The organism is Parashewanella sp. 2304DJ23-3 (assembly GCF_056591695.1).
Genome location: NZ_JBWQOH010000001.1, coordinates 718,396 through 731,877, shown reverse-complemented (window position 1 = coordinate 731,877; position 13,482 = coordinate 718,396). Strand labels below are relative to the sequence as shown.

Annotated in this window: 11 protein-coding genes; 5 read left to right on the top strand and 6 right to left on the bottom strand. The window is 37.8% G+C overall.

Annotated elements, in window-relative coordinates:
• Nucleotide 1: 1 nt before the first annotated feature.
• The 3 genes from AC1EU2_RS03260 to AC1EU2_RS03250 all read right to left on the bottom strand — a co-directional run bounded on the left by AC1EU2_RS03260 (nucleotide 2) and on the right by AC1EU2_RS03250 (nucleotide 3,857).
• Nucleotides 2-622, bottom strand: a complete 621-nt coding sequence (locus tag AC1EU2_RS03260) for a LysE family translocator (protein ID WP_480296553.1) — start codon at nucleotides 620-622, stop codon at nucleotides 2-4.
• Nucleotides 623-715: 93 nt separating this feature from the next.
• Complete coding sequence (locus AC1EU2_RS03255) at nucleotides 716-2,221, bottom strand: S10 family peptidase (RefSeq protein WP_480296552.1); 1,506 nt, start codon at nucleotides 2,219-2,221, stop codon at nucleotides 716-718.
• A gap of 136 nt (nucleotides 2,222-2,357) precedes the next feature.
• Nucleotides 2,358-3,857 carry a S10 family peptidase gene (locus AC1EU2_RS03250; protein WP_480296551.1) on the bottom strand — a complete coding sequence of 500 codons (1,500 nt, stop codon included), beginning with the start codon at nucleotides 3,855-3,857 and terminating at the stop codon, nucleotides 2,358-2,360.
• A 717-nt stretch (nucleotides 3,858-4,574) separates the two neighbouring features.
• Between AC1EU2_RS03250 and AC1EU2_RS03245 the strand changes: the two genes are divergently transcribed.
• From AC1EU2_RS03245 to queG, 4 genes are all read left to right on the top strand, one after another.
• Nucleotides 4,575-6,248, top strand: a complete 1,674-nt coding sequence (locus AC1EU2_RS03245) for a pentapeptide repeat-containing protein (RefSeq protein WP_480296550.1) — start codon at nucleotides 4,575-4,577, stop codon at nucleotides 6,246-6,248.
• Between the two features lie 102 nt (nucleotides 6,249-6,350).
• Nucleotides 6,351-6,812, top strand: a complete 462-nt coding sequence (locus AC1EU2_RS03240) for a YehS family protein (protein ID WP_480296549.1) — start codon at nucleotides 6,351-6,353, stop codon at nucleotides 6,810-6,812.
• 42 nt (nucleotides 6,813-6,854) lie between these two features.
• On the top strand, nucleotides 6,855-8,543 hold the full coding sequence (locus tag AC1EU2_RS03235; protein WP_480296548.1) for an NAD-dependent malic enzyme: 1,689 nt from the start codon (nucleotides 6,855-6,857) through the stop codon (nucleotides 8,541-8,543).
• A gap of 74 nt (nucleotides 8,544-8,617) precedes the next feature.
• Nucleotides 8,618-9,778 (top strand): tRNA epoxyqueuosine(34) reductase QueG, encoded by a 1,161-nt coding sequence (gene queG, locus AC1EU2_RS03230; protein ID WP_480296547.1) that lies wholly within the window; start codon nucleotides 8,618-8,620, stop codon nucleotides 9,776-9,778.
• A 38-nt stretch (nucleotides 9,779-9,816) separates the two neighbouring features.
• Here queG and AC1EU2_RS03225 read toward each other — a convergent pair whose 3' ends face one another.
• Together AC1EU2_RS03225 and AC1EU2_RS03220 are read right to left on the bottom strand one after the other, a co-directional pair.
• On the bottom strand, nucleotides 9,817-10,245 hold the full coding sequence (locus tag AC1EU2_RS03225; protein ID WP_480296546.1) for a hypothetical protein: 429 nt from the start codon (nucleotides 10,243-10,245) through the stop codon (nucleotides 9,817-9,819).
• 79 nt (nucleotides 10,246-10,324) lie between these two features.
• Nucleotides 10,325-10,744, bottom strand: a complete 420-nt coding sequence (locus AC1EU2_RS03220; RefSeq protein WP_480296545.1) for a CBS domain-containing protein — start codon at nucleotides 10,742-10,744, stop codon at nucleotides 10,325-10,327.
• A 259-nt stretch (nucleotides 10,745-11,003) separates the two neighbouring features.
• Here AC1EU2_RS03220 and AC1EU2_RS03215 point away from each other — a divergent pair, with 259 nt between their 5' ends.
• On the top strand, nucleotides 11,004-11,189 hold the full coding sequence (locus AC1EU2_RS03215; protein ID WP_480296544.1) for a cytoplasmic protein: 186 nt from the start codon (nucleotides 11,004-11,006) through the stop codon (nucleotides 11,187-11,189).
• 109 nt (nucleotides 11,190-11,298) lie between these two features.
• Here the strand turns inward: AC1EU2_RS03215 and AC1EU2_RS03210 are convergent, their stop codons facing one another.
• Nucleotides 11,299-12,297, bottom strand: a complete 999-nt coding sequence (locus tag AC1EU2_RS03210) for a discoidin domain-containing protein (protein WP_480296543.1) — start codon at nucleotides 12,295-12,297, stop codon at nucleotides 11,299-11,301.
• Between the last annotated feature and the right edge of the window lie 1,185 nt (nucleotides 12,298-13,482).

Below are 13,482 nucleotides of genomic sequence, written 5' to 3'. Positions count from 1 at the left end.
ATTAAAACTCCAAAGTTAGAATCACACGGGCTGCAAGAGCCAATAAAACGAGACCGGAAAGCTTATCAATGAGTGAAGCTTTGGCTTGTAATTTAGGTAATACAGCGGAGTGTGATAGCACGACAGCAATAATGGTGTACCAAAGCCCATCTGTTACTAAAGGGGTTAATACAATGAGTGCTTGACCTGTATGGTCACTGGCATCTCGAACGAATTGACTAAACAGTGCTAAAAAGAAGAGTAAGATTTTAGGATTAAATAAAGATATTGCTAAGCCATCTCTTGCTGCTTTCCACAGGCTTGTTTTATCACCGCCAGCTAGCTTTTGCTGCATGCCTCCTTTCGACTGTATCGCTTTGACTCCCATCCATGCTAAGTAAAGGGCACCAAAAATTGCAATACTGTTAAATATTATTGGAGAGTGTTTTAAAACAATGGCTAGGCCGAATAAGGTCAATAATGCATAAATGCCAATACCTAAAGAATGCGCCCACGCACACACAATACCATGTAAACGGCTACCACCGACTGTATGTCGGATCACCATTGCCAGAGAAGGGCCTGGAGATATGGCTCCCAAGCAGCAAATGGCAAAAAGCCCAATCCAAACTGAAAAAGACATAAAAAAGATAATTATTTGTTTTTAGAGAAGCCGATTATAACAAGTAGACCTCCATTTGCTATGAGAGAATAAAGCAAATGAAGGTCGCCAAGATTATTTCTTGTAAAAGGCTCTTAAATCTTTGGTGAGTTGGATGAGAGATGGCTGATTGATGTACATCATATGGCCTGCATTGTAATACTTCATTTCAACTCGCTTCATATCAATGCCATTGTCAGCAATGGTGTTCTCGGTGCCAAAAAATGGTGTCGCAAAATCGTAATAGCCATTACCAATAAACAGTTTGAATTGGCTGTTCTCCCTTTGAGCTCTACCGATGTAGGGCGCAACATTTACGTTTTGCTGCGGATTGTGAGGATTATTCCATTGCCATTGAACATTGGCCTTTTCAGAAATCACCACAAATGGTCTTTTTAAGTTCACTTTAAGATCGTTGGTCAAATAGGTATTATATGCCGCAGTAAAAGCACCAACCAAGCCGTAAGCTGAAGGGTCATTGTCAAAGTATTCACCACCTGCGTCATAGTCAGTACCTACAAAGCGGCTATCAAAACGTCCGATGGTTTTCCGTTGGCTTCTTAATAACTCTTTTTCATATCTATCAGCACTGACTCGTAAATTTACGGCATCAACATAGCTTTCTTTTAAACCTGTAAAACGTGCAAGATCACTGATAATACGTTGTCTCTTGTTGGATTCGAGACGACTACCTTGCATTAAAGCAAGAGCGTAATCAGTAATGGCAAACTGACGTGCTTTTTCCACAAAAGCCGTTAACCCCATGTTTTTATCTTCAGGCGAAATTTTGTCATGGTAAAAAGCGGCAGCGGCCATTGAAGGTAGGTAATTTATGTAAGGTAAATTATTGCCTGGTTGATAGAGAAGCTGATTGAAATCAAGAACCGTAGATAACAGGGTGACACCATTTAAGGTAACACCTTGCCAGCCACCTTGAAGAGCTTGAGTTACTGCGGCTGCACGAGTTGTCCCGTAACTTTCACCAGCAAGGTACTTGGGAGAATTCCAACGATTATTTTGAGTAAGCCATTGTTTTATAAATTTGGCTACCGAATTCGCATCTTGTTGAAGACCCCAGTAATCCTCATTTTTCCCTTTGCCGACAACGTGACTTACACCGGTGCCGATGGGATCGATAAACACCATATCGGTCATATCTAATAATGAATATTGATTGTCGACCATTTTAAAGGGAGCCGCCCCAGCGTTCTTTCCTCCAGCAGGGAGAACAACTCGTTTAGGGCCAAATAACCCCATATGTAACCAGAGAGAGGCAGAGCCAGGACCACCATTAAAGATAAATGTTACTGGACGGTTTGATTTGTTTTTTACATTGGTTCGAAGGTAGGTTGTGGAAAATAGATTTGCAACGGGCTCTAACTTGTCATTTTTTAAAATCGTGCCGCCTGCGATGGCTTTGTACTCTACTTTTTTACCATGTATTTTTGCCGAGTGCTGAGTTGTTACCATGACAGGGCTCGCAATCGGCGCTTTGACCTTAGGTTTGTCATGTGCAAAAGAAATGGGTGAAACAAGCAAGATAAACAGTGAAACTAATGCAGTTAATTTACGTGTAATCATAAAGTTCTCCTCATACTCAGACTAGGTTCTAAGCTCGGAAAACTCAAAGTAGAAATAAGAAATTAATATAACTGAAATTGTTATTAAGCAGGTTTTTCAGAGCTTTTAAACTAAAAGCTCTGAAAAATAACGTAGGCTATTTGTAGAATGCGCGTAAGTCTTCAGAAAGTTGTTTTAGTTCAGCTGGTTCAATGTACATCATATGGCCTGCTTCATAGTATTTCATATCAACTCGACTTGGATCGATGCCATTGCTAGATATGGTGTTTTCAGTACCAAAGAATGGCGTTGCAAAGTCGTAATAACCGTTAGCAACAAAAATCTTAAACTGGCTATTCTCACGTTGAGCCTTTCCAAGGTAAGGTGCAACATTGACAAAGCTCATGCTTCTTCCAATCTTCCAATCCCACTTTCGGAAAACATCACTCGAAAGCACTGTAAAAGGACGTTCTAATTTGACGTTCAAATCGTTTGCTAAGTAATGGTTAATCGCCGCAGTATAAGCGCCATCGATACCGTAGCCTGAAGGATCTGCATCAAAACGCTCTCCACCAGAATCGTAATCGTTACCGATAAAACGGCTGTCCAAGCGACCGACTGTTTTATGTTGTTCTCTTAACAGCTCCTTTTCATAACGAAAGGCATTTACTCTTAAGTTCACAGCATTCAAGTAGGATTCTTTTAAGCCCGTGAAACGAGCAAGCTCCTTTATAACCTGTGTTTTTTCGTTTGAAGGTAAGCGGTTTCCTTTCACAAGGGCGGTTGCATAGTCATTAAGTGCAAATTGACGTGATTGTTCAACAAACGCTTCTAACCCTAGTTTTTTATCATCCATTGACACTTTACCGTGATAAAACGCTGTTGCGGCCATAGTTGGTAAAAATGCGAGGTAAGGTTGATTATTTCCTGGTTGATAACGAGCATGAGTGAAGTCAAGAATTGATGAAATTAACATCACACCATTGAGTGATACATCCGTCCACCCACCTTGAAGCTCTTGAGTGACAGCAGCTGCACGGGCAGTACCATAGCTCTCGCCAGCAAGGTATTTAGGAGAGTTCCAGCGGTTATGCTTTGTTAGCCACAATTTAATGAATTGGGCAATAGATTGTGCGTCTTGTTTTACGCCCCAGAAATCTTCATTTTTACCTTTTCCAACAACATGACTTACACCCGTTCCAACAGGGTCAATGAACACTAAATCAGTTACATCTAATAGTGAGTACTCATTTTTTACCAGTTTATATGGTGCTGCGCCGTCATCTTTGGCGCCAGCGGGAACTTCAACCCGTTTTGGGCCGTATATGCCGAGGTGCAACCAAATGGATGCAGAACCAGGACCGCCGTTAAAAACAAATGTGACTGGTCGCTTTCCTGTGTTCTTCACATCAGTTCGCAAATACGTTGTTGAAAACATATTTGCCACAGGCTCTTGCTTGTCATTCTTTAGAAGAGTGCCGCCAGCAATCGTTTTATATGAAACTTTATCACCGTTAACTTTTACCGATGAAGTAGTTTTAAATGTTTCTGGTTGAGTCACTTTGGCTTCAGGTTTGGTGGACGCTAAGCCAATAGGGCTGGTAAATAAAGCGACGCCAAATGAGATAGCGAAGGCTATTGAGGTTCTGTTGTTCATTGTATTCTCCTTTTGCCAGTAGCCTACTTTTGAGGAGAGGAAATTGCAAAATGAGAATTGAAAAAATATGTAACTGAGTTGAATGGTTAGAGGCCGCTCCCAATTAGTCATTTCGATTTGTTACTGCCTAAAATTGGCAAACTCAAGGCACGAAGATAGAAGTTTAGTGAGCTAAATGAAAGATGAGTAACGAAGAGTTTGCCAATTTTAGGCGTAACCCGAAGGGCTGTGTATATTTTTCGTTTCTTCTGTGTTGCCGAATGCTTATGTAGAGCAACTACACCTCACATTCGTCGTATTGAATAAACAAAAAATCTACAACAGCAAATCGAAATCGTTAATTGGGAACGGCCTCTAGCGTTCAAAGATTACATTTTATTAATGTTTATTTATATAACTGATATAAATAGGTAGTGTGAAAAGTATAACATTTACTTATTTTGAGGTGACGCCATCTCTTTTAGCTTGGTGTTCGTTCACGACAGTGGTTGTAAACATAGGTTAAATCTGGAGCAGCCAACTTGGCTTGCTGAGCCATGTGGCACCCTGAATGGTTACGATGCAGAAAAAGTTGAATGCCAGATACTCAAACAAGATTGGCTGCAACGTCTACAACAATTTAAAGGTAGCTCTTTTTCCAATGCGCCTTTGTATAAAGCTAAGCTGTATTGTTTTTTAAGAGGTTCTTCAGCTAATGAATCTGTAATGCAGTTTTTTTTGAAACAAGATGATGAACAATCTATTGAGCTAACAGTTTTTAGTTGTGAAGACCTAAAAAAAGCTTACGCTAAACAAACAGTAGCAATATCAGATTATAAGGAAGCATTGGCGTTAGAAACAAAGGAAGGTCCATATTTACCTGATTCTCAATACCGATTTACGAATATTAAGTTGAATGGAGAGGTGCAGAAAAATATTCAACTAGGCAAAGTAAATATTATTGTTTTAGACGGACACTCCTCTTCTTTCGATAGCCTCACCCTTGAAACTACTTCCCTAAACAGGGCGAACTTCATGGCTACAGAGTCTGATTCAGTGGTTTTTAGAGAGTGTTCAATTAGTGCTTCAAATTTTAATTGTTGTGAATTTAAAAAAGCAAAATTTATCAATACTGCAATTGGTGAAAGCACCTTTGTCGAAGCAGTCCTTAATGGTTCAATTATCATTTCGCCTATGTGGTACAAAGTAGACTTTACTGATTCAAAAATGAAGGATGCTGAAATCAGCGAAGATGACGTTACAAAAAAAGATACCGGTGCTGCTCAAATTACTGAATCAAAATTTGATAGATGTGAGTTACAGAAATCAAAATTAACTCTGCTTAAAATAAGAAGTACTTCTGCAGTCGAAGTTAATTTGAAAGGTTCCTCCTTAGACCGATTAACATGGGAAGGAGGGGATTTATCTAGAGCTAATTTGAATCAAGCTATTATCTTTGAACCTAAATTTTCAGCTCTTGACTTGACTGATGCAAAGATGGTTCAAACTCAATGGGGTGGAGAAGGTGATCGTGTAAACCTGAAAAAGTGCTGTTTAGATTCTTGTCAGTTGACAAATTCAAAAGTGAAAAAAATTAAGTTTGACGAGTGCTCTGCGAAAGCTGCCAAGCTTATGAATAATCAGTTTATTGATACAACTTGGACTAAAGGTGATTTAACTGGAGCTCAGTTTACACTCTCTAAATTTGATGGTTGTGTTTTCACAGGGCTAAATTTAACGAATGCTCAATTCGGTGAATGTAGAAAGCTTGATCTTACGATTGATGATTGTGAGATGGATAATACTCAATTGCCGAAAAATAACCTTCAAGGACTAAAGCTTAAAAATCTAAAATGGAGAAATACACCATTTGTTAATGTTAACTTTGAAGGAGTGGATCTTGATAACGTAGATTTTGAAGGTTGTACGTTTATAGGGTGTTCATTTAAAGGATGCAACTTAGCTACAGTTAAATTTAGTGACTCAACCTTTGAAAATGTAGATATCACGGGAGTATCAAATTTGAAGGTTGAAAATTTTGAAGATATCGATTTTTTAGATATTAAAAGTAATGATGCTAATGCAGATGTGTTTTTCCATAAGCATTTTGGGGTGTTACCTTTAGAGGGAAGTGAAGAGAGCGCAGGCTTTTATAGCAAATTAAATGCATTTCCACCAGAGTTGCCTAGAAGGCTTACATTCACATATGATTATGACGGGGAACCTCCTGAACATAACGAAAGAAGAAAAACCGTTTTAACCTCTAGAACAGTTCGAACCCGTGATAATACTGGTCGAGTATCTCAAAAACATAGTTCAGATAGTTTGCTGAGAAGTCGTTCAACTGTCGTGGATTCAAGTATTTTACTCGATCCAGAAATGGTGATGAAGCAACGAGCAAGTGATCAATAAACACATAGCTGTTTTTATATTTAAAACGAATCGAAAGAATTGCGATTTTCTATATAACTTTAGCTATAATGCGCTCCTAAATTGCTAACCTTTGAACTCCAGATGAATAATAATGATATTTTGCGTCGACTACGTTTCGTCTTAGATTATAACGATACAAAAATGCTTGAGATCTTTGCTAAAACAGGTCTAGAAATTTCGAATGTTGATATGCACCACCTTCTAAGAAAAGAAGATGATGTTCAGTTTGTCCCTTGCTTAGATAAAGCACTATGTCATTTCCTCGATGGTGTAATTCTCGACAAACGTGGCTTACGTGAAGGTGCTGAAATTCCTAAGCCGACAAAATTAAATAACAATCTTATTTTTAAAAAGTTACGTATTGCTTTTGAAATGAAAGAGCAAGATATCATTAGCGTATTAGAGTTAGCTGACTTACGTGTATCCAAAGGTGAGCTTGGTGCTTTCTTTAGAAATCCTGATCATAAAAACTTCAAGCCATGCGGCGATCAGGTACTTCGAAACTTCATTAAAGGTCTATCTTTAAAATATCAAGGGAAGTAATCTTCTCTATTAATTGCAACAGAATTAAATAAAGGTCTGCCCATGGACGATAAAAAACGCCCACTGTATCTTCCTTTTGCTGGTCCAGCGATCTTAGAAGCCCCGCTAATTAACAAGGGGACTGCGTTCACTGAAGAAGAGCGTATCTTCTTCAACCTTGAGGGCTTATTACCCTCTGCGATTGAAACGATCGAAGAGCAGGTTTCTCGAGCTTATGAGCAATATAAGCGCTTTGATAATGACTTAAATAAGCACATTTATCTGCGTAATATTCAAGACACCAACGAAACGTTATTTTATCGTTTAGTGCAAGAACATATTACAGAGATGATGCCGATCATCTATACGCCGACCGTTGGTTTAGCGTGTGAGCGTTTCTCAAAAAACTATCGCCGAAACCGTGGTTTATTTATCTCATACCCGAGTAAAGATAGAATCAGGGATATCATCAATAACTCAACACGTCGTAAAGTTAAGGTTATTGTGGTAACTGATGGTGAACGTATCCTAGGTCTAGGTGACCAAGGCATTGGTGGAATGGGGATTCCAATTGGTAAGTTATCGCTGTATACCAGTTGTGGTGGCATTAGCCCTGCTCATGCTTTACCAATTACATTAGATGTTGGTACGGATAACCCGCAGTTATTAGAAGATCCTATGTATATGGGGTGGCGCCATCCTCGTATTAGCGGTGACCAGTATAACGAGTTCGTTGAAGCATTCATGGAAGCCGTTCAAGAACGTTGGCCTGATGCACTTGTTCAGTTTGAGGACTTTGCACAAAAGAACGCTATGCCATTACTTGAGCGCTATAAAGATCGTTATTGCTGCTTTAATGATGATATTCAAGGTACGGCTGCTGTTACAGTTGGTTCACTATTGGCGGCTTGTAAAGCAGCAGGTACGAAGTTAAGCGAGCAACGTGTTACCTTCTTAGGTGCAGGTAGTGCAGGTTGTGGTATTGCTGAAGCTATTGTGGCTCAAATGATATCAGAAGGCATTTCTGATGAAGACGCTCGCAGTCGAGTTTATATGGTAGATCGCTGGGGACTATTACTTGATAGTATGCCTACGCTATTACCATTCCAAGCTAAGCTAGCTCAAAAAGCGGATAAAACATCAAGCTGGGAAGGCATAGGCGACAACATCTCACTATTAGATGTCGTTAACAATGCTAAACCAACCGTATTGATTGGTGTTTCAGGTGCACCAGGTTTGTTTACTGAAGAAGTGATCAAAACCATGCACAAGCATTGTGAACGCCCGATAATATTCCCATTATCGAACCCTACAAGCCGTGTTGAAGCAACACCAAAAGATGTGCTTCATTGGACAAACGGTCAAGCGCTTGTTGCTACAGGCAGCCCTTTCGAACCTGTGGTTGTCGGTGATAAAACATTTGAAATTGCGCAGTGCAATAACAGTTATATTTTCCCAGGCATAGGCTTAGGTGTAATCGCTGTTAAAGCTAAACGAGTTACTGATGCTATGTTGATGGCTTCCAGTCGTGCATTAGCTGAGTGCTCTCCATTGGCTATAGATGGAGAAGGGCAGTTATTACCTCCATTAGAAGATATTCATCTTGTCAGTAAGAAAATCGCAGTTGCTGTAGCACAAGCTGCAATTGCTGATGGTGTTGCTTTAGAAATGAAAGAAGAAGTTTTACTTAGATCCATTGAGAAGAACTTCTGGCGTCCTGAATATCGTCAGTATAAACGTACTTCTTTCTAAGCGTTAGCGTAAACCAAAAGTAGAATCGGGTTCAGTGGTATCATTGACCCGATTTTTTATGAGAGTGATGTTCCATGTTATCTGCAGAACAACTGCAAAAGCTTACTGATCAGATTAAAGATTGGGGCAAAGAATTTGGCTTTGCCCATATTGGTATTTGCGATACTGACTTGTCTGCTGAAGAACCTAAGTTTCAAGAATGGTTAGATAAAGGCTATCATGGCGAAATGGCCTATATGGCTAATCATGGCATGATGCGAGCCAGACCACATGAACTTCACCCTGGTTGCTTGCGAGTGATCAGCGCTCGTATGGATTATTTACCACCTCAAGCAGGTTTTGCTACCAACTTAAAAGATCCTAATCTTGCTTATATTTCCAGATACGCTGGTGGACGTGATTATCACAAGCTGATGCGTAATAAATTGAAAAAACTCGGGGATAAAATTTCCGCAGAATTGGAAGTTTTAGGGGAGGAGTTACCTGATTATCGCCCATTTGTTGATTCAGCTCCAATTTTAGAAAGACCGTTAGCAGAAAAAGCAGGAATAGGTTGGACGGGTAAACACTCGCTCATTCTTAACAAGAATGCAGGTAGCTGGTTTTTTCTCGGAGAGCTTTTAATTAACCTTCCATTACCAGTTGATACGCCAATAGAAGAAGGCTGTAATACCTGCGTTGCATGCATTAAATCTTGCCCAACTAGTGCTATTGTTGAGCCTTATGTGGTTGATGGAAGACGTTGTATTTCATATTTGACGATTGAGCATCAAGGTTCAATTCCTGAGGAATTACGGTCATTAATGGGAAATCGCATTTATGGTTGTGATGATTGCCAATTAGTGTGCCCCGTTAACAGTGAAGCTCCTTTAACTAATGAAACAGACTTTCATATTCGAGAGCCACTTCAATTACCTAAATTGCTGGATTTATTTTCATGGTCAGAAGCTGAATTTCTACAGCGAATGCAAGGCAGTGCAATTCGTCGAATTGGGCATAAGTTATGGCTCAGAAATATCGCAATAGCATTAGGTAACGCTCCATATTCTGAAGAGATTGTTGAACAATTAAAACAACGAAAATTATCAGAAGAAGTTGATGAAATGGTGTTTGAGCATATTGATTGGGCTCTAGAGCAACAAGCTATAAAATCTGAAAGTGAGATTGATAGTATTAGTCGTAAAACCAATCGAGTTATAAAGTCGGTAGAAAAAGGGTTGGTAAGGGATAGATAGGGTGTCGAGTATAGCTTATAGTGAACTGTAGTCTTATTTTAACCAGATGAAGTTGAGTAGAAAAGTTCTTCTGGAGCGTCTTTTGCTTGTGTGGGTTTTCGTAAGACATGCACATATTCGTCGTTGCCATACTGATCATCAAAATCTGTAAAAGGATCTTTTTCTGCACGTTGTACTGCAGAAAAATCGTTATTTATACTTTTAGAAATTGCCGAATGAACTTGTGAACATCTTAAGTTTGATATCCAAGATGGTCTAGAAATAACTGTTGAAGGTTGATCATTAGGCAAAGAATTAGGTCTATTAGGCGACTTCACATGAAAGCTTTGAAATTGTTCATTATTTTTATTAATTGTAACTTCGAAGTAATAGCCATTTATAATAAATGGAATAACTGGGGCTTTTGTTGTGTTTGCCATCAAACTATTTAAAAAAATTTGTTTTATGGTCGATGCTCGAGCAAGCATGATGGGCGACCTTCTCTTAAAAGCATGTTCAATAATTTAAACACGAAGAGGCCGAAGCCTCTACATATATTAATCAGGTTTAATATAGTTCTGATAAATATTTAATTAAATCTGTACTTGTGATGATTCCAACCAATTCATTTTCTTCATTAATCACTGGTAGAGAATGAAAATCACCTTCTGAAAGTAATTTCGCAGCCGTTCGAATATTATCTTTACTGGTTATCGTTATTAAGTCTTTAGACATTACATCAGTAACAGTAAACTGCTGGTCAATGATAGCATCGGCCGTATATTCGTTAGCTTGTCCTGTCACTAAATTCAACTTCATCATATCGGTAAAGCTGATCAGCCCCACAAGCTTTCTGCCACTTAAAACAGGTACATGGTGGATGCTAGAATTGCACATAATATGCCTAACATCACTCAGGTTTTGACCATCTTGAATAGCGTGAATATCAGAAGACACGATTTTAGAAATTGGATCATTTTTACGCATTTATCATTTCCTTTTGAGTAGAAGATTAGAACTTTTCCTACCTCCATATTGGCACTATATACGGTAAATAATTTGATCAAGATCGTGTTTTTCGATATCTAAAAAAGATTTTTAAACGGTGATTAAGAATGCCTTGTATTCATTAGGTTACGAGCTTGTTTGAAGAGGGTAAAGGTTCACTTTTATTTAAAAAAAACTTAAAGAAGTTAAGCGGTAGTGCCGATGAAAAGTAAAATGAAGTGAAGTGAAGGAAGTGATTATGAATGTAAATAGTGGGAACATTCAGACAAACGTCTCTAATGAAACAGCAAATACAAAGATGCTAGTAAAGGCAAAAGAGCATCAAGAAATGCAAGGTGAAATGGCTATGCAATTGATTGAGGCCGCAACTAATGTCGCTAAGCCTGTCGGTAATAGTGGTCATACAATTAATGTTACGGCTTAATTGTTTTTTGAGAGTATTTCTTTTCAACATCTTTAATATTGATGAAAGAGCTCCTAACTTAATATTAAGAGCTCTAAATGCTTACAAAGAAAGTAAAAACTTAATCTTATTAATAGACTTCGATTTCATACACACGCATGTAACCACGTCCAGCAAAGCGGATCTTGGTAGCTAAAACAGTATCAAAATTCTCTGTCACGATTGCTTTATCATTTTGCGTATTGTGAACAAGAGTCACCCAGCGTCTTTTCGTTGAAGAGTAATATTCAATTGAATATTCAGGGATTGCTGTGTTGTAACCATCATACCCGGTCCAAAAGTTGACTCTCGAAACAGGGTGTTCACCTTGTAAATCAATTTCTAAGTATTCACTAGCAACACCCGTGTCACCTCTTGCTAACCAGCGACTTGATTTACTTACTCTATCGCCATCAACAGCAAACTGAGGTCCATTGAATTGACCGCGGTCAAAGTTAGTTTTAACGGGTTTATTTAAAGCTAGGTTCTCAGTTAGAAACGATTCTTTTACAACAGGGTAAAAGAAATTGATGAAGGCGTCATTATTAACGTAAGCTGCTAAGCCACTATGCCCCTCAACATTGATAAACTCTTGATTGTCAAAAAAGCCTACAACTTCTTCAACTCTGTCGCCCCACGGTGCTAAAACTAATACTTCATCACGAGTAATATCACCATATTGAGTGCGTGTAAGAGACATTAAGACGCTATTGTGTAGTCCAGTACCTCCAGTATCCATGATGCCGTTAAACCTCGCTTCATGTTTTAAGCTATCTAACGGCTTACCTAGACCTTTACGACCCAATTGCATGAATACTTTGTTATTTCCTCGCTCAAAAAAAGTAACGCCTCTTGTTAGGCTGTAACTTGGTAGTGGTGGTTCCGGCAAATCTGCAAATAAATCACCATTTAGGCAATGGAACTTATTGCCGTCAGTATCTGTACCGTTAAGTTGAGTTTGCTGTGTTTCTACGTCATAAAAATGGTAGCAGCCAGATTCTTTATAATATTCTTCTGGAGTTTGCGCTTGTACAGAGGTTAACCCCAAAAACATGCTTACAGTGATAAGCGGCGTTATTATTTTTTTCATTTTTTATTCCTAGCATAAAGGCGCAACGATCATTAAATTTATTGTTAAGTTAACAGTGGTTGTTAATTTAAAAAGTAAAGTTGTATTAACTTAAAAACTTAGTGATTTATGTAAGTTGCTTATTGTTTATTATTTGGTTTATTTTATGTGAATAATAAAATAATGGAAGTCCGACCATAAGTGAATATTTAATTTAATTAGAGTTAATGTTTTAAATGGATGGTTTTACGGTCAGTAATTAGCGTTAATATTCTAGTTGTTATTTAATTTTGTTGTTTGAATAAAGGTGACTTTGTGTTTTACGTTTTTTAGAATGATTACATTAATATGGTTATTTGTTTGGGTTGGTGGTTTTTATATGTCTAAAAGATCTTTGTTTAATGGTTGATGGTTGATGGTTGATGGTTGATGGTTGATGGTTGATGGTTGATGGTTGATGGTTGATGGTTGATGGTTGATGGTTGATGGTTGATGGTTGATGGTTGATGGTTGATGGTTGATGGTTGATGGTTAATGGTTAATGGTTAATGGTTAATGGTTAATGGTTAATGGTTAATGGTTAATGGTTAATGGTTAATGGTTAATGGTTAATGGTTGATGGTTTGCTCTCACTTTAACTATATGTTTTTAAGGGGTATTTATTTTTTAATTATTTTTTGTGAACAAATTTATAATTGTTGTTTAGTTAGTCTTATTTTCGGTGTTACTTGTTATGGGGTGCAAACTTTAATTGTAAATAATAAAATGTATTTTTTTTGGAATGATATATTTGAACAATGATTTAGTTTTAAATTAGTGTATCTTTGAGGTTTTGTTAATATTGTAGTAATGCCACGTCACTTTTAAGAAGATGTTGATCGGTATAATAGTTTCCGGAATATGTTGCGGCTATTAATAACGAAATATTATTAAATATTAAAGAGTTTAGTCGAATGTCTAATTTGTTAGTCGATGCCAGAAAATAATGATGCACTTAATGCATTATTTAAAGTAGGGCAAGATTGTGAAGTTATTTTTGATTAACTAATCTGTTAAATTTGGCCGTGTTCTTGGTTTGTGATCTTATTTTTTTGGAAGTACATCATGAATTTAAATTTGTTTCGTAAAGTTTTAACAAATTTGACGATAAGCGGAAGATTTTACAAGGCATGTATTCCATTTTTAATATTTTTTTTGTTAATTTGT

Excerpts from the sequence above, each read along its gene's own strand:
- AC1EU2_RS03260 (WP_480296553.1), bottom strand. The coding sequence starts at position 622 with ATGTCTTTTTCAGTTTGGATTGGGCTTTTTGCCATTTGCTGCTTGGGA.
- AC1EU2_RS03255 (WP_480296552.1), bottom strand. The coding sequence starts at position 2,221 with ATGATTACACGTAAATTAACTGCATTAGTTTCACTGTTTATCTTGCTT.
- AC1EU2_RS03250 (WP_480296551.1), bottom strand. The coding sequence starts at position 3,857 with ATGAACAACAGAACCTCAATAGCCTTCGCTATCTCATTTGGCGTCGCT.
- AC1EU2_RS03240 (WP_480296549.1), top strand. The coding sequence starts at position 6,351 with ATGAATAATAATGATATTTTGCGTCGACTACGTTTCGTCTTAGATTAT.
- AC1EU2_RS03235 (WP_480296548.1), top strand. The coding sequence starts at position 6,855 with ATGGACGATAAAAAACGCCCACTGTATCTTCCTTTTGCTGGTCCAGCG.
- queG (WP_480296547.1), top strand. The coding sequence starts at position 8,618 with ATGTTATCTGCAGAACAACTGCAAAAGCTTACTGATCAGATTAAAGAT.
- AC1EU2_RS03225 (WP_480296546.1), bottom strand. The coding sequence starts at position 10,245 with ATGCTTGCTCGAGCATCGACCATAAAACAAATTTTTTTAAATAGTTTG.
- AC1EU2_RS03220 (WP_480296545.1), bottom strand. The coding sequence starts at position 10,744 with ATGCGTAAAAATGATCCAATTTCTAAAATCGTGTCTTCTGATATTCAC.
- AC1EU2_RS03215 (WP_480296544.1), top strand. The coding sequence starts at position 11,004 with ATGAATGTAAATAGTGGGAACATTCAGACAAACGTCTCTAATGAAACA.
- AC1EU2_RS03210 (WP_480296543.1), bottom strand. The coding sequence starts at position 12,297 with ATGAAAAAAATAATAACGCCGCTTATCACTGTAAGCATGTTTTTGGGG.